Source organism: Legionella longbeachae, assembly GCF_004283175.1.
Lineage (GTDB): Bacteria > Pseudomonadota > Gammaproteobacteria > Legionellales > Legionellaceae > Legionella > Legionella longbeachae.
Genome location: NZ_RXNW01000009.1, coordinates 72,380 through 94,176 on the forward strand (window position 1 = coordinate 72,380; position 21,797 = coordinate 94,176).

The following is a 21,797-nucleotide window of genomic DNA, read 5'->3' on the forward strand; positions in this document are numbered from 1 at the left end:
TCATTTTATAAAATGAACTATCATGCTTAAGCTTTATGGAAAATATCAACGTCTCACACCTATCTCATATTTCTTGTAGATAACGAATTTTCATTTGCAGAGGTAATAAAGTGAAATTCAAATCGTTAATTTTCTCCATACATGGATGGTTTGATGCGAGTCTTAAAGAGAACAATATAAAGCACGGTACGATACATTGGGCCCGTGCATTTATTTTTGTACTTCTGCATTTGTGCTGTTTGGCCGTGTTTTGGGTGGGGTGGAGCTTTACAGCTGTTTTTACGGCCATGCTCCTTTATTTTTTTAGAATGTTTGCAATAACTGGCTTTTACCATCGTTATTTTTCACACAAAACATTTAAAACCAATCGGTTTTGGCAATTTATTTTCGCTGTAATCGGTAATGCAGCTGTACAACGAGGACCGCTTTGGTGGGCAAGCCATCATCGTCATCATCATCGTTATACAGAGCAATCACAAGATCCTCATTCTCCGGTGCAACACGGTTTATTATGGAGTCATGTTGGATGGATCTTTTATTCAGATAATTTTAAAACAGACTATAAAGCGATACAGGATTTTGCAAAATATCCGGAATTATGCTGGTTGAATCGTTATGATAACGTGGTACCTATTTGTTTACTCTTCATTCTTTATTTTATAGGTAGTTTTCTAGCAAATTATTTTCCTCACCTACATACCAATGGTATGCAGCTAGTTGTTTGGGGGATTATTTCAACAATTGCTCTCTTTCATGCTACTTTTACTATCAATTCACTTTGCCATGTATGGGGCACAAAAACATTTGAGACAGAAGATGAAAGTCGTAATAATTTTCTTTTGGCGTTAATTACCATGGGTGAAGGTTGGCATAATAATCATCACTATTATCCTCGTTCAACACGCCAGGGATTTCGCTGGTGGCAAATAGATATAACGTATTATTTATTATGTTTTTTGGAGAGAATTAGAATTATTTATGATGTTAATAAAGTTCCATTGGAATTAACAAAAAGTAAGTTACAACCTCAAGAAAACCAACTTGTAAAAAAGCCTGATGAGCTTCCGTAAATTATAATTAAATCAAGGTAGGGGTTCACTGACTATATGGCCTTGGATGAAGCGAGGGATTTAGACGGACAAGACCAGTTGCCAGCATGCCCTAGAACTATTTACATTCTATTTTTTCGTACTGTTGCAAGGTTAAGAGATTGTAGTTTTCTGATATAAAACCATCCTAGGTCGAATTCATCATCTCTAAAAGAGAACTGGGCACTGGCAGGGTTGGCATGGTGATTATTGTGCAACTCTTCACCGCAAGCAAAGATACCTAATCGGGTTACATTTTTGGAGGTATTATCAACTTCAAAATTAGTATAGCCTTTACTATGAGCAATGCCATTCACATAAAATGTTGCAATAAATGTCTCCATAATCATTTGGGCACTCCATACAGGAACGGCCCATATTCCTATGGCTAGAAACTCTAAGAACAAGAAAACAAACGGACCAATATTTGAATATTTTTCATATATATGTTTCTCTAAAAAATCATTATCACGAATGTCATTGAAATTTCGTACTATTTCATTATTCATTGATAAATGGGTGATTTCTATGCCATAAAAGAACATATTGCGAAGTCCAAAAATAACAGGTGAATGTGGATCCTTTTCAGTATCAGTATACTTATGATGAAGATGATGAATTGCTACCCATCTTCTTCTAGATATGCCAGTCGTTAACCACATCCAAAGTCTGAAAAAATGAGTCACAGCAGGATGAAATTTTACTGCTCTATGTGATTCTCCTCGATGCAGGTAAATCGTCATGATAATCTCAGTTAGATGTAAGGAGAATAAAAAAAAGATTGAAATATATAACCAATTTATTCCTAAAAGACCGGTTCCCAATGAAGGATATTTTATTGCCAGCGTCCACGTACATCCTAATACAATCACTGATAGAATAATTGATTCTATGAGAGCGGAGTTAGATTTTTTCATAGCAACACCTATACGACTTATTGACGATACCTAAAATTTCCAGAGAAAACCTAGGGACCATTGAGATGAGTATTAAGTAATTTTACATATCCCACAGTTACTACCCATGTTCTTCAAATTAGGCCTCGGTTATTGGTATTATTTTTGCCGGCCTAATGATTATAATTTTATATTATAGTTTATATTTTGACCATTTAAAGGAATGAAATAAGTTTATCTGGAAGATAGCTCAATAAGTTTGTGATGTGGACGAGTGAAGCGGGTGTTTTGATTTCTGCTTTTTTCTGTTCAATTCCATTTAATATTTTTTTAGCCGCTTTGGTTGAACTATAAAGAAAAAATTGGGGAATCTTAAGTTCATCTGTTAAAGGATTTTTATAAATGTAGGTAGGATTGTTGAGACAATAATTTTTTCTTTCGCTAACTCAATTCTTAGTCCTTGAAAAAAATTACGGCATGCAGCTTTACTTGCCCCATAAGCCTGAGCTCTTGGCAAACAAATATTTGACATGCTACTCATGCCGACAGCACGTAAAAGAGGCAGGGTTGTTTCAACGCCATAAATCACACCTAAAAAATTGATTTTCATGGTCTCTTCAACAATCTCGCTGTCAAAATTTTTTACGTTAAGAGCTTCATATTTATCCGCATTAAGAAAAAAACATCAACATATCCATATTTCTCTTTTATTTTCGCTCCAATCTCTAAATTTTGCTTTCTTTCTTTTACGTCAAACACAAAAATATCGCCCTGAGTATCATGAGCTAACTGTTGCAGTTTTGTTTGATTACAGTCAGAAAGAATGAGTTGATAACCCTGGGCATGTATTTCTTTAGCGACTGCCTCACCTATACCAGAGGCAGCACCAGTAATCCAGGCAATGCGTTTCATTTGCAAAACCTTAGTGAGTTAGTGACACTACTAATTTAAAATTATAGTTTAATAATAAAAAATCAGGCCAAGTGTTTCTTATTTGAGGAACATGAAGCAAGATAACCGAATTACAAATTAGCTTGCTTGTTTTGAGGGTTATTCCACCATCCCCCTCCCAAGGACTGAAAAAGTGCCGCCGTATCATTATAACGTGCTGCATTTGCTCGAATTACATTTAAATGAGCACGCAAATAAGCCTCTCTCGCGTTTAAGACAGACAAATAATTTGTTTTACCAAGTTGATATTGAGTTGTGATTAACTTTAATCGGGATTGTCTATTTTGTTCAGAATTTACCTGAGCCTGAAGAAGTTCGGCATCAAATTCAAGAGCATGCAGTACATCTGCTACGTCTAGAAAAGCTTCAAGCATTATTTTTTTATATCGGGCACATGCGTACTCGAATTCTGCAATTGCCATTTTTCTTTTAGCACGTAATGCACCTCCTTTAAGTAAAGTTTGTGCGATTTGTCCTCCGTAATTCCATACACTATTCATAGGATTAAATAAAGTGCTTAATGTTGTTGAGAACCATCCATAATTAGACAAGATGTTAAATTTAGGGAATAGATCAGCTGTCGCAACACCGATCTCTGCACTGGCTTGATGCAATAGCGATTCGGCACTGCGTATATCAGGCCTTTGTCTTACCAGTTGAGAGGGTAAGCTCACTGGTAATTCCGTAGGTAAATGAAGACTGTTTAGACTGAAATTAACGAAATAGTTCTCGCTAGGTAATGATCCAACAAGTACAGCAAGAGCATTATATTTTCTTGCTAAACCTTCTTTAATAGAGGGTAAAGTCGCTAGTGTTTCTTTCAGATTATTGTCACTATTTAGTACATCGAAACGAGATATATGTCCTAAATTGTAATTGTTTGTTGTTATTTGTAACAACTCTTTTTGGCAATTGATGAGCGCTTGTGTCGTTTTTAACTGATCGTGTAATGATGCTATAGTGATGCTGGTAGTCACTATATTGGCCGTTAGAGTTAAATAAGCAGCTTCCAATTCAAAAAACTCATAATCAATCGCAGCACGTAAGGCCTCTAACTGCCGAAGATTGCCTCCGAATAAATCCAGACTATAAGATACACTCACTGATGCATTATAAAGATCAAATTGATTCTTGATAGAAAACGGGAGTTTTTGCCCAGCTAATGGGTTAATATTTATTCCAGTAGCAAGCAACGTATTTCGTTCACGACTTCCAAGAAATTGAGTATTGACTGTTGGGAGCAACTTTGGGCCAGCAATGAAACGTAAATTAGCCTGCGCCTTACGTAAACTTGCTTTGCTCATCGCTACTGTTGGATTATTTTTTAATCCTTGATCGATGAGGTGGTTTAATTCCTTAGAGTGAAAAAGAGTCCACCAGGAATTGGAAATATCTCGATTATAGTGTAAACGCTGTGATTTTCCCGTGGAGTTCGAAGCACTCACAGTTTTTGTAATTAAAGGGCCCTTATTATAACGAGTGGTTTTAGGTGCTTCAGGAGCATGGAAATTAGGCCCGACCTTACAGCCTGTAATCAGTACCGTGCATAAAATCAAAAAAAATTTTTGCATTTGATCTTCTTATCTAAAAATAAATTCTATTTACACCTTACAAGTGAACCAGTGTGCTTGTTTCAGTTTGATCATTCTTCTGAATCATAAATTCAAGTTAATACTCACAGGTTGGCCTGGATGTAAGAAATTAAATGCTGTTTTGACTGGCCTGGCTTCAATTCGATAAACAAATTTTGTTCTTGATGTTTCACTAAATATATAAGGGGGCGTATATTCTGTTTTCGAAGAAATATAACTTACAGTTGCTGGGTAAATCTTTTTGCATCCGTCACAACTGATCATTATTTGATTTTTTAATTTTAATTTTGCTAATAAAGGTTCAGGAACGTAAAAAATAACTTTAAGATTTTCGGGAGCAACAATTGATAAAACAGGACGTTCCTTAATCACTAATTCGCCAACTGTAAAATAAGTATCGTATATATAGCCTGAAATCGAAGAGTACATCTTTTTATTTGACTCACCCCATTGTGCTTCAGAGAACTCTGCTGTAGAAGATTCAACTACTGCTTCTTGGGCTATTAATGCTGCCTTGGCATTTTGGTAATTATGCTTAACCTCTTCGAATTCCTCGCGACTTACTCCTCCTGAAGCCAGCAGTTTTTGATATCTTTTCAATAGATTACTTTGGTATTCAAGGGCAGATTGCTTTAATTTTGCTACAGCTAAAGTTTGTGTAAGATTTGCTTTAGCTTTTTTGAGCTGGGATTTTTGTGGTTGTACATCTAGGGTAAATAAAAGATCTCCTTTATGAACTGGATTTCCTTTTGCAATATCCAAGCTAATGAGATTTCCAGAAAAGCTACTTGATACATAGGTGTAATCCGCATCAACATATCCTTGCAGTGAGTTTTTTTCCTCTTTGCACGCACTAATCAGTATACATACGATTAGTGCAATTAAACTTTTCGGGAAGAATTCTTGCATATTCGCTCATTGTTAAATAAAAACATCATAATTGATAACATTAGAAAATTATCATCAAATTACATTGATTGACAATAATCCAAACGATAAAGTATTTGAATCCATAGGTAATATAGGTTTATGAGAAACAATGATTGTCAGTGCGGTCACTATTAAGATAGGATATTCATGCTGAATTCTTCCTACACTAATGCAGCAAAATCAATTTTCTTACTTGAAGGACAAAGGTGTTTTTCTTATTGAAACAGAATTTCAATATTTTTCAGGGAGTAGTTCTTCATGTTGGACTTAATTTTGGTGGTTTTATGTTCAACGTTAAGGGATATGAATGTTAGGAGATAAGTTTCTTCGCGTTTGGTCTATTGCAAAAAAGGAATTTATCCAAATTCGAAGGGATAAGGTAGTTTTTTTATGGTTATTGTTTGCACCCGCAATGCAAATTCTTTTATTTGGCTTCATTATCAACACAGATCCCAAACATTTGCCGACTACAATTATTTCCTCAGAAGATACCCCTTTTACACGAAGTTTATTGCAAGGATTGAAAAACACACATTATTTTTCAATTGACACAGTTGCTAAAGATGAAAAAAGTGCGGAGCGGCTATTACTTAGTGGTAAATCATTATTTATTATTAATATTCCACCTAATTTTTCTCGAGATCTACTAAGAGAAAAATATCCACATGTATTAATTGAAGCGGATGCTTCAGATCCACTCACTGTTGCAAATGCATTTCGTGCCGCATCAGAACTTCCGTCAAGGGTATTTGAGCATGATTTACATGGTGCTCTTGAATACCTCGCACCCAAGGAGGAGATACCCTTTGAGTTTGAGATTCAGGCTAAATACAATCCTGAAAATATTCCACAATACAATACGATACCTGGATTAATTGCCTATTTAATATTCGCAACATTTACAGTTCTTACAGCCGTATCCATTAACTCAGAGTTTGAACGAGGGACTTTTGAAACACTTTTAATTACTCCTTTAACAGCAGTAAATATCATATTTGGTAAAGTAATACCTCATTTTATTTTGGCCTATTTGCTTTTTTTTGTATTACTGGCAGTTGCTTATTTCATATTTTCGATTCCCTTTTATGGCAGTCTACCTCTTTATTTATTGTTATTAGCACCTTATTCAATATCCAATTTAGGTACTGGGCTTGCTATCTCTGCGCTTACTAAATCACAATTTACAGCAGTGAGCTTATCAAATGCTTATATACTGGTAGCTACATTAATCTCGGGATTTTTATTCCCATTTAATGGAATACCTCATTGGGCACAGTACTTAAGTCAAATTATGCCACTGACTCATTTTTTAAGAATAACCCGAAATAGTATGCTAAAAGGAGCTGGTTTAAATATTCTATGGCCAGATACCTGGCCAATAATTATATTTACCGTATTTATTATCTTTTTAGCAATTTTTCTCTTTAGAAGGACGCTAGACTAATGAATAACTATGCTAAAAGCATCTGAATTTTAAAGGCAGGGATATGAAAAAAAAATCAGAAAATTATGCGGAGCTTATTATGCATCATCCGCTTTTTTGCCTGCTTGATCTCCAAAGTGCCCATCAGCTGATACGGTATTTCAAGTCTGAATTTGTAGAACCACAACAAGTTATTGTTGTTGATGGGGATCCCATTGATTGTATTTATCTTATTATCTCTGGAAGAGCAGAGGTAATAAGGTCAGTACATACTTTAGGAAACCATCGCGAAATGCGCATTGATGAATTAAGAACGGGAGATTTTATTGGTCTCTCATCAGAGGGGTTTTCGTCACGTACGGGTCTGCGTACTGCTTCAGTAAAGGCACTGACTACGATGCATTTACTAAAAATAAGTCTTTATGATTTTCTGCAATTTCTACAACAACCTCAAATAAGATATCCTAATTTAAAAAAGTTGAGTGAAGAGTTTCTTTTGATTCAATTCATTCGATCTCATCATACCTTCCGAAATCTTTCCCATGAAAAAATCGAGACTATAGTAAAAACTGCGCGACACATTAAGATTTCTGAAGGAACTTGTTTGTATAAGGAAGGAGATATTGCAGACACCGTTTATTATCTTCTCAATGGCGAAGTCATCCTTTTAAACTTAAAAAAAAGCAGTTCTACTGTAGTTAAAATAAATCAAATGTTTGGTGAAGAAGAATTTTTAACTAAGATGAAAAGAAAAGAAAGTGCTTATGCAAAATCTGATAGCGAGGTATTAATTATGGAAGCCGAGATCGTTAATAAATTGATAAACGTTGAACACTCGTCATCACTATTTCAAAAAGTTATTTCGAGATTGAGAAGAAATAAATAGGATTAGTTTTTCAAATTTTGTTCTATAAATATAATTTTTATAGGGTTTTTATGAATAAAAGTAATTATATCATTGACGTAAGCCACCTTACTAAAAGATTCAATAAAAATTATGCAGTTGATGATCTTGAACTTAAAGTGGAATACGGTGATATCTTTGGTTTTATTGGGCCCAATGGGGCAGGGAAAACTACGTCGATAAGAATGTTATGTGGCCTTATTACTCCGGATTCCGGCATCGGACAATGTGTTGGTTTTGATATTTTGACTCAATCGCGACAGATCAAAACGCTTGTTGGCTACATGTCACAAAATTTTGGCCTATATAAAGATCTCACCGTTTACGAAAATATGCTTTTTTTTTCAGAAATATATGGAGTTGTCGATAGAAAGAATCAGATCGAAAAATATTTGCATAAGTTTGATTTATATAAACATAAACATCAAATTGCAGGTACATTATCTGGTGGATGGAAACAGCGCCTCTCCCTTGCAGTTTCTTTGTTGCATGATCCGTTATTGTTATTATTAGATGAACCTACCGCGAATATTGATCCGAAAGCCAGACGTGAATTCTGGGAGCTGATGCACCAATTATCAAGAGAAGGTATTACTATTTTATTGAGTTCACACAATTTAGATGAAGTAGATAAATGTGACAAAATTGCATACATGTATTATGGGCGTACTCTGATGTCTGGAACTATTGAAGAAATCTTAAGAACTGTGAATTTGTCTACCTGGGCTATAAAAGGAGTCAATTTAGCAATGTTGGCACATCAATTAGAAGCTACAGACGGGGTAGATCAAGTGTTACGATTCCATAACACCTTGCATGTAAGTGGTAAAAATCACGAAGAATTATCCAAGGCGATACAACCCTATATCAATAATGAATTTTTTCAGGGAAAAATAATCGATTCAACTTTAGAAGACGCATTCGTTTGGCTTGCGACATTTGGTGCACAGAGATTATAAAATGATAAAAATGGAGCTTTGGCGGGTTTTATCAGTTACTAAAAAAGAGTTTATTCAGATCAAACGAAATATTTCAACTTTTTTATTCTTATTCTTAATTCCTGTAATGCAAATACTTTTATTTGGATTCATGATTAATACAAATCCTAAATATTTACCCACTACTGTGATTTCGCCTGAAGACAGTTCATTTACACGATCCTTGCTCGAAGGGTTTAAACATACAGACTATTTTTCGCTAGATTCTGTTGCACAATCAGAACAAACAGCAGAGAAGTTATTGCTTAGTGGAAAAGGGCTTTTTGTGATTAACATACCGCCTAATTTTTCAAGGGATTTGATTCGAGGGAAAAAACCGCATGTATTGATTGAAGCAGATGCATCAGACCCAATTTCAATATCAAATGCATTCCGCGCTGCAGCGGAACTGCCCTCGAAGGTCTTTGAACGCGAGTTGCATGGTCCTTTAGATTATCTTTCTTATCATCAAACACCTTTTGTTTTTGATATCCATCCTAAATTTAATCCCGAAGGTATTTCACAATATAATATTGTACCAGGTCTAATTTCCGTATTAATTTTTACCACACTCACGCTTCTTACGGCAATGTCAATTACTTCAGAATATGAAGTAGGAACTTTCGAAACATTATTAATTACTCCTCTTAGTCCCGCTAATATTATTGTTGGCAAAGTGATCCCTCATTTTATAGTTGGTTATTTTATTTTATTTATCTTACTTATGATTTCTTGTTTTGTTTTTTCTGTTCCTTTTTATGGAAGCTTATTGATTTATCTATTCATTATGGCATTTTACTCTATTAGCAATTTATCCCTGGGGCTTGCTGTTTCGGCATTTGCCAAGACACAATTTCAAGCTGTTGCGATAATCAGTGCTTGCATCTTAGTCGCAGTAATGAGCTCCGGGTTTTTATTTCCTTTTAGTGGAATGCCCGTTTGGGCTCAATACATCGGTCAAATCTTACCCCTGACACATTTTATTAGAATTACACGTAATATAATGTTGAAAGGTGCTGATTTTAATATTCTATGGCCCGATGTGTGGCCAATTATTTTATTTACGATAATTATTGTTATCTTAGGTACCTTGGTATTTCGAAAAACTCTGGATTAAAATTGATAGAAAAGAGGATAGGGTTATTACTGAAATAGTTTTAAAATAATCCCCGCAACTGCGGGGATTATTGAATTTAAAGCAGAAGGAATTAAATATTAATCCGCTTTTTTACCTGCTAATTTTTCTTTGATACTCGACCTTCTAGTTTTTTTACATTGACAAATCAATCATGCGGCATCTTTGTACTTTAATGAAGCAGTAGGCTGCAAACGACCTAATGTCCGATGATTTAGGTGTTTTTTAGAGGGAGCAAGAGCATCATTTTTTTGATTTGTTCGACATGTTCTGCCAATGCAGTACCTGGATCAGGACTGTCAATGATCTGACCAATGAAAGTCATAATGGCATCAAAACGGATTTGTTCTCGTAAGCTCCTCACAGTGCATACAGGGAGTTTGTGTTTTAGTAAGGCCTTCTGATCAGGATGAAGAAGAGCATGGCCAGTCAGCAGGCTCAGGATCAAGCCTCGGTTTGATCCGTCAATACCTGGTTGTTTGGCCAATTGGCACCAACCTTCATACTGCTTCCAGTCTGAAAAAAATACCTCTACGAGCCAACGAATTGTAAATGCCTTAGCAATATCTGTTATTCGCCATGTTGTATTGGTTGCAACTATATAACGATCTTCTTGCTCGCCCTCATAATGCAATGCGATAACAAAGCGCTTTTTTTGATGGACTTTCACCCACAATCTGGCTCCACCGAGCATGACTGCTTGCATTTCGCCTCCACGGATGGAAATTGTTTTTCGCACACCAGGGTACGATGTGAAATAAGTTTTAACTGATTTCTCATGTCCCTTGTCTCAAATAATTTGGTTTGAACGCAACTGGCTGATTACTTGGGGGTCTTTACCAGAAATAATCGTTGCCGCATGCATGAATTCGCTATCGCTGTACAATGCATCTGCCAAAATACATGCCCCATGAATTTTAGGATAGGAGGTGGCAAAATCCTTCAACAACCGGAGTGCTAACTCTTGCTTGGTTGGGTATAGTGGATTTGCCTCTGGCTCTTGTGGTCGATTCTTTTTCGCAATACCCGGTTTTTAAGGCGGTTATCTTCCAACCTCCATGCTTTTTGGGCTTGGTCTGGTTCATAAAATGCAAATCCGACTGGAACCGTTATTTTGGGCGTGACTAAAACCAAAAATGCAAGGTTTTGACCCATAACATAGCCATTTGCTTTTTTATCTTTTAGTTTACGCACTTTGTGCAAGTTTTTTGTATTTTTCGACCGTGGTCGGTCAGAATCATCCAAAACAAGCACTCCTTCACTGATACCATAGGTCTCAAGGACCACAGGAACACTGCACATCAGCAGTTGCTCCCATAAAAATTTAGATCTCCTGAACATCCAAGAGATGGACCTCAATGTCAATCTACCCAAGCTGACTCGTTCAAACTGGGCCCAGCATATACTATTTGTTAATACAACAGCCGTAATGCAAAAAGCTAACCACCATTGTTGGTGACGAGGCATTCTTCTGCCAGGTCTTTCTTTTTTTATTCCCTGATTGAGTGATTTAATAAATTCCTTCGCAAAATCCAACGGCTCTTTGATAAGCATCCAGCATCACAACTTAAATGCCCCTAAAATTAGAATACAGTTCTTCTCTAGGAAAGCTAAAAAACTAGAGGATCGAGTTTTAACATTTTGCGAAAAGAAGTTAGAATGCATGTTTCATCCAGTTATCTTTTTAAATAAGGAAACTCATCATATAACAATTGAATTACAGTCGGCAGTAACTCTTTATTTTTTATGATAAGGAGCACTGTATCATCACCTGCAATAGTCCCCAAAATACCGGAGTTTTGTGTATTCTGAAGCGAAAAAGAAACATATTTTCTATCAATGTAAAAAGCAAGGCTATTTGCGTTTCCGGGATGGGTATGGAGTATGATTAGTCCATAATCTGAAATTTGCATGTTTAAAACCAAGGGTAAATTGGGGAAATTAAAATCGATTACTTGATAAGTCCCACCAATCTTCGCAATTTTTAATTTTTTGAGTCGACGCGATAAAGTTGCTTGAGGGATCGTGTAACCTCGATTTTTTAAAGCGTTTTGTAAATCAATTTGTTCTTCAATTTGTTCTGTCTGCACAATATTTAATATATGCCCATCCAGAGCTGGATCTTGGCTCATTACTCTCTCTCCTTTACTTGGAAATTTGAATACATAATCACTTTTAAGAAATTATATTCACAATTCCTTGACAAAACAAGTGGGCGTTGTTAAATTTAAAAAACGCATAAAAACTGGATTTAAATTCAAATGAAAATAATTTTCTCTATTTCTTTAGCAGGATTAATTTTTTTTATATCACTATGTTATGCAGATTCATCTGATGAAAATACACAGGCAATTCACTTTGCGGTAGCTGCAGAATATCCACCATTTGAATATAATGATTATGGGGAAATTAAAGGGTTTGATATAGATCTAGCCCGTTTAATCGCTAAAAAATTAGGCAAAGTAGCGTATTTTGATGCGATGCAATTCAGCGGTATTTTACCTGCATTGAGCTTGGGACAAGTTGATGCAGCTATTTCTACAATTACGATTACAAAACAGCGAAACAAGAACTTTGATTTTACGGAACCGTATTATTTCGAAAGCATGGCGGCAGTATTTCCTCAAGAAAAACCAATTAAGAGTGCAAAAGAATTAACTGATAAAAAAATAGCGGTCCAATTAGGGACTACTATGGAAATTTGGTTAAAAAAGAATGTTCCTGATGCCAGCATATTGGTGATGGATAATAACAATCAAACTATAGCAGCATTAAAAGCAGGGCATGTGGACTTAGTTTTGGTAGATGGAATACAGGGTGCTGTATATAGTCAAAAAAATCCTGGATTGTCATTTTCTGTTATTGCACATTCAGAAGATGGATATGGTATTGCCCTAAAAAAAGGATCTCCTTTAACCCAGAAACTCAATAACGTTTTACACGATTTAGAGCAAAGTGGTGAGTTATCCAAACTGAAGAAAAAATGGCTGGAGGATTCTCAATGGCAGAATTAAACCAAGATATTGTTTATATTGGGGAAGGGATTTTAGTAACTTTAATCCTGTTGTTTGGTGGTTTGTTGATAGGAACCTTATTGGGAACCCTGCTGGCATTATTACGTTATCAAGGAATAATGAAACCTCTTATTAATGGATTCATTTCGATTATGCGAGGCACCCCGGTCATTTTACAGTTAAGCTTCATTTATTTTGCAGTACCTGCATTAATTGGGATTAAAGCAAATATTATGATGGCGGGACTAATCACATTTGGTTTGAACAGTTCCGCATATATAGCTGAAATTTTGCGAGCAGGCATCGAGCATTTACCCAAGGGGCAATTTGAAGCGGCAAAAACATTACACATTCCCAATTTTTATTTATGGAAGGATATTGTTTTACCACAAGTAATTAAAAATGTTTTGCCTGCTTTTATTAATGAAATGATCGCTCTACTCAAAGAAACCGCTTTGATTGCGACCATTGGCGGTATGGATTTGATGCGTAGGGCACAGTCTGTTGCCGCGGAACAATTTACTTATTTCCTCCCTCTTTGTATTGCGGGTTTTTATTACTATGCGTTGGTTCTCTTAATTGAAACTTTAGGCAAAAAAATAGAACAAAGGGGGGCTTTATGTTAACCATAAATAAAGCATGTAAGTACTTTGGTGAGTTACCGGTATTAAGCAATTTAGAACTTCATGTTAAAGCGCATACCGTACTTGGTTTGGCGGGTCCATCAGGTAGTGGAAAATCTACATTATTGCGTTGTATCCAACAATTAGAAACCCTGGATTCCGGGACAATTGACGTAGTAGGGAAAAGTAGTTTTATGTTCCAGGATTTTCAACTTTTTCCTCATATGACTGTAATGCAAAATTTAGTATATGCGCCACAATTACATCATAAAAACGTAAACCATGAGGAGCAAGCCCATGCGTTCTTAAAGAGTTTGGGGATTAGCGATAAGGCATATGTTTATCCCCAAAAGTTATCTGGTGGGCAAAAACAGCGCGTTGCTTTAGCACGAAGCTTGATGATGAAACCTCAATTACTACTTTGTGATGAACCTACGTCAGGACTTGATTTGGCAACAATTGATGAGGTGATTTGTTTATTAAATTCGGTAAAGTCCCTAGGCGTTACGATGATTATTGCCTCGCATGATCTTGATTTCTTATGCAAGATGGCTGATCGATTAATTATTCTTAAAGACGGCCATTTAGTAGCAGATGTGATACCCAAGCAATTAGTTGAACCAATAGCACATTTAAAACAATATTATCAGGAGTAAACGATGACTGAATCCATAAAAAAAATTGTTCTTGCTTATTCAGGTGGGCTTGATACTTCAGTGATGATTCCCTGGCTTAAAGAACATTATCAACAAGCAGAAATTATCGCAATGGTTTGTGATTTAGGACAAAATGAAGATTTATCGGCAATTAAGGAAAAGGCAATTAAAAGTGGCGCTACAAAAGCCTATGTGATGAATGTTCAAGAAGAGTTTGTAAGTAATTATCTATGGCGTCTAGTAAAATCAGGAGCGCTATATGAAAATCAATATGTTTTAGGTACTATTTCCAGACCTTTAATTGCGCAAAAATTAGTTGAAATTGCTTTGCAAGAAAATGCAGATGCAATAGCTCATGGAGCAACTGGTAAGGGTAATGATCAGGTGCGCTTTGAATATACGATAAAAGCTTTAGCTCCAGAACTTAAAATTATTGCCCCATGGCGAATTTGGACGATAAAGTCAAGACAAGAAGCAATAGAATACGCACAATTACATGGAATAGAAGTACCGGTAACGCCTAAATCTCCTTATTCGCGAGATCATAATCTTTGGTATATTTCGCACGAGGGTGGTGTATTGGAAGATCCAGGACTCCCTAAACCGAATGATCTGTTGTTAATGACAACCGCTTTAGAGCATACGCCTAATCACTCAGAGCTTGTATACATCGATTTTGCACAAGGTATACCTGTTGCACTGAATTCTAAAAAAACAACTCCAGTTAAGTTGCTGCAAGAGTTAAACCAAATTGCAGGAGCACATGGAATAGGGGTGGCAGATATTGTCGAAAATCGATTGGTTGGAATGAAAATCAGAGGGGTGTACGAAGCTCCTGCGGCGGCAGTGCTTTATAAAGCACATCAAATGCTGGAAAGTTTATGCTTAGATCGATCAACATTGCATTTAAAACAATCCTTACAACACACTTATGCCAATCTTGTTTATGAGGGACGTTGGTTTTCTCATGCTAAAAAGGCATTGGATGCTTTAATCGATGTCACACAACAGCATATTACAGGTACTGTAGCTCTGCAGTTATTTAAAGGGAATATAATTCCTGAGAGTATGCATTCACCTTACAGCCTTCATGATCCTGCTTTAGCTACTTTTGAAGAAGATAGTGTTTACAATCAAAAAGATGCTGAAGGGTTTATTAATTTATTTTCCCTGTCGGCCCAGGTCTATGGCAAGGTACATAATAGCAAGGAGAGCTGCAATGAGTCATAAAACGTGGGGAGGACGGTTTAAGAAAGCACTGGATCCCAGAGTGATGCATTTTAATGCGTCATTACCTTTTGATAAGATACTTTTTAAGCATGATATATTGGGAAGCCAGACGCATGCAAAAATGCTTGCTCGTCAGGGACTAATTACTCAAAGTGAAGCAGACTGTATTAGTAACGCCTTGGAGGAAATTGGTCAGGAGCTCGAAAATAAAATTCACGAATTTGATGAGCGTTGTGAAGACATTCATATGTTCATTGAACAATTATTGATTGCTAAAATTGGTGAAGTAGGTAAAAAGCTGCATACAGGTCGTAGTCGTAATGATCAAGTTGCTTTGGACCTAAGGTTATACTCTCGTGATATGGGAATGCATATCAGTAAGCTTTTAAACCATCTACTCTGTGTTTTAGAAGATCTCGAAAAATACCATGCTCAGGATAAAATGCCTGGTTATACTCACTTGCAACAGGCTCAGCCTATTTATTTAGGTCAATTTTTTGCAGCTTATAAAGCAATGTTTCATCGAGATTTAGACCGTTTACACGATTGGCATGAAAGGATGAATTATTCTCCTTTAGGAGCAGGGGCTTTGGCAGGAAGCACTTTACCTCTCGACAGAGTATGGGTGGCACAAACGTTGGGATTTACAGGGATTATTCAAAATACATTAGATGCAGTAAGCGATAGAGATTTTATTATTGAATTTTGCTCTGTTGCTGCAATAATCATGATGCATTTATCGCGTTTATCTGAGGATTTAATTCTCTGGGCGACACAGGAATTTGGTTTTATCACACTTGATGATGCATTTGCTACAGGCTCTTCTTTAATGCCCAATAAAAAAAATCCTGATGTTTTAGAACTTATCAGGGGAAAAAGTGGTCGTGTTTATGGGCATCTAATGGGTATTTTGACCGTAATGAAAAGCTTGCCCTTGGCTTATAATAAAGACATGCAAGAAGACAAGGAATGTTTGTTTGATACTGTAAATACTTTGAGTGTTTGTTTGGAAATTATGATTCCTTTCTTACAAAGCGTGCAATTTAATACAAACGTGATGCAATTAAAGGCAAGTAGTGGCTATTTAGATGCTACGGCACTTTTAGAATCATTGGTATTGCAGGGAGTACCGTTTAGGGACGCACACCATCAAGTTGGATCGTGGGTTAAAGAAGCAATAGAAAATGACTGTTCCTTGAATGAAATTATTAAAAATCAATGAAATGCTTTTTGAGTAACTCTTTGGCTTATTGGCTGTATATCACGTGTAAAATGAGATATACAGACTTTAGAGATTTTGAAAAATGGTTCCATTAAGTTCACGCTTTTTGAAATGAGTTACTGAAAACCTGGTTGAATCATTTGAGGCAGTTTTTTCATGTCGTCTACCACCACGGTGATGTTGTTACAGCTTTAAGAATTGCTTCGATATTTTCCTATAACACGTCGTTTTGCACCATTTATTTATCCATGCAACAATGCTGAGTGAGAATGAGGAGAGGCTCCACAAAGCACCCCCTAAACGATTAGAGAAATACGGACTAAAGCTGCGCGAAGATAAATCAAGGGAATAATGAAATGAATAATTGGATGATTTACGGAGCAAATGGATATACTGGGGAATTAATTGCCAGAGAAGCGAAAGTTAGAGGACTTAATCCTATCCTCGCAGGGCGCAACCAGAAAGCACTCTTAGCATTAGCAAAAGAACTGGGATTTAATAGCCGTGTTTTTGACCTCAGTGATCAGCAAAATATAATTAGCCAGCTTTCTAATGTTCAATTGGTTTTAAATTGTGCTGGCCCTTTTTCTGCCACAAGCAAGCAAATGATAACAGCATGTCTTCAGTCTGGAAGTCACTACATCGACATTACTGGCGAAATTTCAACTTTTGAATATGCTCATAATCAAAATCTGCTGGCAGAAGAGGCTAAGATTGTTCTTTGCCCTGGAGTTGGATTTGATGTCACACCAACGGACTGTATCGCAGCTCAATTAAAACAAATGCTTCCTGATGCAAATTATTTGGCTCTTGGATTTGACTCGAACTCCGCCATGTCCCCTGGTACAGCAAAAACAGCCGTTGAAGGTTTAGCTCTTGGTGGAAAAGTTCGCATTAACGGCCAAATAAAAACAGTCCCCCTGGCCTGGAAAACTCGCTTCATTGACTTTGGTAGGGGCGAAAAATTAGCCACCACTATTCCTTGGGGAGATATAAGTACGGCTTTTTACACCACAGGCATACCTAATATTGAAGTATATGTCCCAATAAGCCCTAAGAGATTATCTATTTTAAAACGAGTCAATTATATACGATGGCTTTTAGGTTTGAGCCTAATACAAAATTTTCTTAAAAAGAAGGCTGCTGAGCAAAAGGGGCCTAATACGGAGCAATTTAAAAGCCAGCGAACGTATGTCTGGGGTGAAGCAAAAAACGCACACGGCAACAGCAAAACAGTTCGGATTACAACTGCTAATGGCTATGCCCTGACTGTAGCCAGTAGCCTAGGGATTGCTGAGTATTTGCTAAAAAACAAAGTAAAAGGTGGTTATAGAACACCTTCGCAATTAATGGAAGCAGATTTTATCACGAGGCTATAGATAAATAAATTCAATCCTCGGAGTAGTTTTGATAAAAATTATAGATTCCGAAAAGGATAGGGGCAGACCAGATAGTAAGAATGATCAATTTATCATTTAGATGATTTTGCATTCCAAATATTGATCATTTTTTTCAACAACAATTTTCTGATAGTGTTTTAAATTTTAAGCAGAATTGATGAGATGAGTGGTTCTCTCTGTAAAAGCTTATTCTCCTAGTTCTCATGGTGATGATTATCATGCACCGTGGTATCAAAACAATTAGAGTGATGAAACTTAACTCTACAATTTATATCGATTTATATGCATTTCTACGCATAAAGATAGGAGAAGCCTGATATCTCTATCAAGCCTCTCTTTGGTGCTAAGCTTAAAAACCAGAACTTCTCATGCTTGTTGTCTCTGTTACCCTGCTATATCTGATTAGAGATCCCTGTTTCACTTATTTGTCTTGAAATAATTATCTCTTCTTGGTTTCGAGAGTTAAAGAAACCTACTAGAGCTCTTTCTTTTGACTTTGGATTTTTAACGCATTGTTTAAAATGTTTGCTGATTTGCAGTGAAAGAGTCGTTAACAATTGGGCTAAATCTGAATTTATAGCTTGATAAAAAATCACATTTTTTTTAATAATTTCTAAAATTAGGTCCTTTTGTTGTTCCAGATTTTTTTCATTCTCTCTATTAAGTAATGGTAAATTGAGCTTACATATTTTGTTATAAAGTTTTAAATGATTTATTAGAGGGTCAAATTTTTCTTTAAGATCTACAGTAGCATTCTTCTCAAAGTAAGTAGATAACATCATAATCCATTCATTAATAGGATGCTTATTTATTGCTTTGTTTAACTTGGTGTTAAAATAGTCGCCTTTATTATTCTTTCCTGCTTCTGTCTGGAGAGTATAGTAGCTTACTCCGGGCGTAAATTTAATTTGTTCCACTGTCGATTTAATATGTGCCTTATCCACTCGTTTTGGACCAGGAAAAGCAATACCATTTAATAAACTATACCCTCCAGACATTTCTTGTAGTTGTTTTTGCCCACAAAGTTGAATTATTTTTCCCATCAAATCGAATTTTTGATTATTTAAAAATGTCTCAACAGGGGCCTTTAACCATAAGGTATCTTTCATCTCAGAGGTTACTTTTTCCCTTATATGAACTTGTAAAAGATTTAGTGCCGCAAGGTACTCCTCTGATTGACACCAGGACTCAATAACTTCTTGAAAATAAAGAACGATGTTTGCATGAGTATTATTTAGTACTCTGGCAGCATCATTTAATGTTTTAAGCGTGTTTTTAATATTGTTATTTGTGTTAAGTTTAATTTCATCTTCTGGTACGTTAAATTTTTTACCCAAGAGAGAAAAAAGCTTAAGAGTAGACAGTTCTTGTATATTCAATAACACTTCATGATTTTTAAGAGCATCATCAGTATAAAATTCATGAGGATCCTTTATTGCTTTTAGCCCGTGAGTAGGTAAATAGCTATCTACAGTTAAAACTATGTTTCCTATCTGCATAGGCTCCGAGCCATAATGATCCCTAAAGCCTGTGTCTTCGTGTAAAAAATTTCTAAAAGGAATTTGGCTTTTTTTAATTATTTCATTCTTTTGAATTAAAATTTCAGCTTGTTTATCCACTAAAGAACCTGTTTCAAATTTAAAATGAAGAATGAAGTCTTTGGAGTCATTTTTAATCAGTAGCTTATCTTTATTAATTTGAGGATTAAGATATAAATTGTAGAGACGTCCTTCTTCATCTAAACCGCGTTGTTTTGTTAAACAGCCTCTAGGTATAGCAATATCACAAAAATTAAAACCTTTTCCAACTGATCCAATTATTTTTTTTAAAACATCACTATCCAATTGAATTGGTTGGCTTTCTTCCCTATCCTTAAAGATATTTTGATTGAAATCCCCCATAATTACCCAATCTTTAATATTTAATCTACGTTCTTTAAGTATTTTTTCGCGGAGAGTGTGTACGGCTTCATTTATTAATTTTAAATCAGAAGAGCGCTCTTTTTCATCCTCAGAATTGGCATGGTAATGTACGACCAAAATTGGCTCACCAATTTTATTTTTTATTAAATGTATGCTGGCTTTTTTTATGCCCTCAATCTTATTAAAACTCTCGACAGCATGAACATTAGATAGAATTTGTGTTTGTGAACCCTCTTCGACAAGACGGTGTATTCTATAATTACTAGTTCCACTCATAAGATCTCCAAAAATCAATTCAATATTAAATATATATTTGTTATTTAGAACATCAGCATGAATTATTTCCTTAATGATAAGTGCTGAAAAAAGTGCAATTATTAATTGTTTTTTTTGCTGACAATGTAATTCCTTTTTCTAATTGCTTTGTTTGTAATGCATCATACTTTTCTTCGGAATCTCTGTAGTCAAAAACAATTCTTTCTAGCGTAATTGACTTAATCGATGTTTCTGCAGGTAGCTACTCACATAACTCAATAAGTTTATCTGATGCTAATCAGTATTAAATAAGAGTAAATTTTTTTTATTCGATATGTTTGAATTAATGGGTAGTGTAAAAAAAACATATAGTAAAGTTAAATTAAATTTACTTATATATGATATTTGAAAATTTGATATGACATGAAGATATTTTGAGCTGTCACCACGAATTACCCATCGCAACATTGTCGTGACGATACAAAATAAGTGTGTGCCTTTTGATAGTTTATTGAGTAATTTTATCGTGAAAACAATTAATTGATGTTGAAAATGTAAATTTCGTAAACGACGTATTCAGTGAATACCATATCACTTGTACTTGGAAAAGACAGCTTTTCCTTCTGAGAGATTGAGGTATCAAGAAAATAAATTACTGTTTCAAATGCAAAGACGGGGTAGATTAAAATATAAAGATAAGGAACGTTTCAAGATGGCGTTTTCTATCCCCACTTGTATTGTTTTCATATTTTGAGCCATATAAACTGTGGAAGGAAAACATGAAAAAAATCTGGCAAAAGGAACCTGCTGATGATTCGCAATCGACTGTTCAACTTTCAATTTTGGCCTCAATTCTTAACCGCGTTGATTGTTGTTTTAGCGATAGCTGGATATCGATATAATACTTACTATGATACACACAGTTCTGATGCGTTTGTGACAGGCGCGATAGTCCATGTATCAGCGCTGGTTCCAGGTTCTGTTGCACAAGTTTTTGTTGAAACCAATCAGTCCGTCAAACAGGGTGACAAACTCGTTGAATTGGACAAAGCCCCCTACCTTTATAAACTGGAACTTGCGAAAGCTCAGTATAAACTTATTAAAAACAAGCAGTCATCAACTGAAAATGAACTTGCCAGGGCTAAGGCAGCCCTTGCTCTAGCCCAATACCAATATGACAATACCACCTTGTTCGCTCCGGCAGATGGTATAGTCAGTGAGATTCGAATCCTGCCTGGAGAATACCTGTCTACTGGAGACAGAGTATTAGGTATTATCAAGCACCAACCTTATTGGATTGAAGCACTGTATCGGGAAACAACCATCCGCCTTATAAAACCCGGTGATAAAGCTATAATCAGGTTAAGTATGTATCCAGGAGTTGAGTTTTCTGGACATGTAGAGCGTATATATTGGGCAGCCGGTGCATCTGAGAGTTTCTCGCCACGTCCACAATCGGCACAAGACTGGATAAAAATAGCCAAACGATTTCCGGTGCATATCCGTGTAGACTCTGCCAATCCGGCATACCCATTGCATTTGGGAGCAAGCGCAACAACCATTATATACAGGCCATAAT

At 35.9% G+C, this 21,797-nt stretch carries 21 protein-coding genes; 12 read left to right on the plus strand and 9 right to left on the minus strand.

Translation table 11 applies throughout. From position 1 onward, the window contains the following. Positions 1–110 precede the first annotated feature (110 nt). The gene (locus EKG34_RS10455) at positions 111–1,070 is read left to right on the plus strand and encodes an acyl-CoA desaturase (protein WP_003636181.1); all 960 of its coding nucleotides are present in this window, start codon (positions 111–113) and stop codon (positions 1,068–1,070) included. Positions 1,071–1,171: 101 nt separating this feature from the next. On the opposite strand, the gene EKG34_RS10460 is transcribed toward EKG34_RS10455, so the two are convergent. The 5 genes from EKG34_RS10460 to EKG34_RS10480 all read right to left on the minus strand — a co-directional run bounded on the left by EKG34_RS10460 (position 1,172) and on the right by EKG34_RS10480 (position 5,436). Then, positions 1,172–2,005: an acyl-CoA desaturase gene (locus EKG34_RS10460; RefSeq protein WP_003636183.1), complete on the minus strand. Its 834-nt coding sequence runs from the start codon at positions 2,003–2,005 to the stop codon at positions 1,172–1,174. Between the two features lie 364 nt (positions 2,006–2,369). Then, positions 2,370–2,594 (minus strand): SDR family NAD(P)-dependent oxidoreductase, encoded by a 225-nt coding sequence (locus tag EKG34_RS18830; RefSeq protein ID WP_049774986.1) that lies wholly within the window; start codon positions 2,592–2,594, stop codon positions 2,370–2,372. A 32-nt stretch (positions 2,595–2,626) separates the two neighbouring features. Then, entirely contained in the window at positions 2,627–2,896 is a 270-nt protein-coding gene (locus EKG34_RS18835; protein WP_049774985.1) for an SDR family NAD(P)-dependent oxidoreductase, read from the minus strand. 110 nt (positions 2,897–3,006) lie between these two features. Beyond that, positions 3,007–4,506 carry an efflux transporter outer membrane subunit gene (locus EKG34_RS10475; protein ID WP_003636185.1) on the minus strand — a complete coding sequence of 500 codons (1,500 nt, stop codon included), beginning with the start codon at positions 4,504–4,506 and terminating at the stop codon, positions 3,007–3,009. A gap of 84 nt (positions 4,507–4,590) precedes the next feature. Then, positions 4,591–5,436: an HlyD family secretion protein gene (locus tag EKG34_RS10480; RefSeq protein ID WP_003636187.1), complete on the minus strand. Its 846-nt coding sequence runs from the start codon at positions 5,434–5,436 to the stop codon at positions 4,591–4,593. Between the two features lie 328 nt (positions 5,437–5,764). Here EKG34_RS10480 and EKG34_RS10485 point away from each other — a divergent pair, with 328 nt between their 5' ends. From EKG34_RS10485 to EKG34_RS10500, 4 genes are read left to right on the plus strand one after another with little or no spacing between them, the layout of a single operon-like run. Next, a complete protein-coding gene (locus tag EKG34_RS10485) occupies positions 5,765–6,901 on the plus strand; it encodes an ABC transporter permease (protein WP_003636189.1) in 1,137 nt (378 codons plus the stop codon). Between the two features lie 43 nt (positions 6,902–6,944). Continuing rightward, positions 6,945–7,766, plus strand: a complete 822-nt coding sequence (locus EKG34_RS10490) for a cyclic nucleotide-binding domain-containing protein (protein ID WP_012979285.1) — start codon at positions 6,945–6,947, stop codon at positions 7,764–7,766. A 50-nt stretch (positions 7,767–7,816) separates the two neighbouring features. After that, positions 7,817–8,743 carry an ABC transporter ATP-binding protein gene (locus tag EKG34_RS10495; RefSeq protein WP_003636193.1) on the plus strand — a complete coding sequence of 309 codons (927 nt, stop codon included), beginning with the start codon at positions 7,817–7,819 and terminating at the stop codon, positions 8,741–8,743. A gap of 1 nt (position 8,744) precedes the next feature. After that, a complete protein-coding gene (locus EKG34_RS10500; protein ID WP_035905057.1) occupies positions 8,745–9,878 on the plus strand; it encodes an ABC transporter permease in 1,134 nt (377 codons plus the stop codon). Between the two features lie 232 nt (positions 9,879–10,110). Here the strand turns inward: EKG34_RS10500 and EKG34_RS10505 are convergent, their stop codons facing one another. From EKG34_RS10505 to EKG34_RS10515, 3 genes are all read right to left on the minus strand, one after another. Beyond that, the gene (locus tag EKG34_RS10505) at positions 10,111–10,602 is read right to left on the minus strand and encodes a hypothetical protein (RefSeq protein ID WP_003636197.1); all 492 of its coding nucleotides are present in this window, start codon (positions 10,600–10,602) and stop codon (positions 10,111–10,113) included. 251 nt (positions 10,603–10,853) lie between these two features. Next, positions 10,854–11,450 carry a hypothetical protein gene (locus EKG34_RS10510; RefSeq protein WP_003636201.1) on the minus strand — a complete coding sequence of 199 codons (597 nt, stop codon included), beginning with the start codon at positions 11,448–11,450 and terminating at the stop codon, positions 10,854–10,856. Positions 11,451–11,572: 122 nt separating this feature from the next. Beyond that, a complete protein-coding gene (locus EKG34_RS10515) occupies positions 11,573–12,028 on the minus strand; it encodes an arginine repressor (RefSeq protein WP_003636203.1) in 456 nt (151 codons plus the stop codon). 129 nt (positions 12,029–12,157) lie between these two features. On the opposite strand from EKG34_RS10515, the gene EKG34_RS10520 reads away from it, so the two are divergent. The 6 genes from EKG34_RS10520 to EKG34_RS10545 all read left to right on the plus strand — a co-directional run bounded on the left by EKG34_RS10520 (position 12,158) and on the right by EKG34_RS10545 (position 18,020). Next, positions 12,158–12,910 (plus strand): substrate-binding periplasmic protein, encoded by a 753-nt coding sequence (locus EKG34_RS10520; protein WP_003636205.1) that lies wholly within the window; start codon positions 12,158–12,160, stop codon positions 12,908–12,910. Then, positions 12,898–13,536, plus strand: coding sequence for an amino acid ABC transporter permease (locus tag EKG34_RS10525; RefSeq protein WP_003636207.1), 639 nt, complete (start codon positions 12,898–12,900; stop codon positions 13,534–13,536). Before EKG34_RS10520 ends, EKG34_RS10525 begins: the two co-directional genes overlap by 13 nt. Continuing rightward, on the plus strand, positions 13,530–14,189 hold the full coding sequence (locus EKG34_RS10530; protein ID WP_003636209.1) for an amino acid ABC transporter ATP-binding protein: 660 nt from the start codon (positions 13,530–13,532) through the stop codon (positions 14,187–14,189). Before EKG34_RS10525 ends, EKG34_RS10530 begins: the two co-directional genes overlap by 7 nt. A gap of 3 nt (positions 14,190–14,192) precedes the next feature. Continuing rightward, positions 14,193–15,419 (plus strand): argininosuccinate synthase, encoded by a 1,227-nt coding sequence (locus EKG34_RS10535; protein ID WP_012979282.1) that lies wholly within the window; start codon positions 14,193–14,195, stop codon positions 15,417–15,419. Further along, on the plus strand, positions 15,409–16,641 hold the full coding sequence (gene argH / locus EKG34_RS10540; protein WP_003636213.1) for an argininosuccinate lyase: 1,233 nt from the start codon (positions 15,409–15,411) through the stop codon (positions 16,639–16,641). The genes EKG34_RS10535 and argH overlap by 11 nt, the downstream gene beginning before the upstream one ends. Before the next feature lie 356 nt (positions 16,642–16,997). After that, complete coding sequence (locus EKG34_RS10545) at positions 16,998–18,020, plus strand: saccharopine dehydrogenase family protein (RefSeq protein WP_003636215.1); 1,023 nt, start codon at positions 16,998–17,000, stop codon at positions 18,018–18,020. A gap of 413 nt (positions 18,021–18,433) precedes the next feature. Here the strand turns inward: EKG34_RS10545 and EKG34_RS10550 are convergent, their stop codons facing one another. Next, positions 18,434–20,257 (minus strand): hypothetical protein, encoded by a 1,824-nt coding sequence (locus tag EKG34_RS10550; RefSeq protein WP_125461292.1) that lies wholly within the window; start codon positions 20,255–20,257, stop codon positions 18,434–18,436. Positions 20,258–21,028: 771 nt separating this feature from the next. On the opposite strand from EKG34_RS10550, the gene EKG34_RS10555 reads away from it, so the two are divergent. Further along, on the plus strand, positions 21,029–21,796 hold the full coding sequence (locus EKG34_RS10555; RefSeq protein ID WP_003636222.1) for an HlyD family secretion protein: 768 nt from the start codon (positions 21,029–21,031) through the stop codon (positions 21,794–21,796). The last annotated feature ends 1 nt before the right edge of the window (position 21,797 follow it).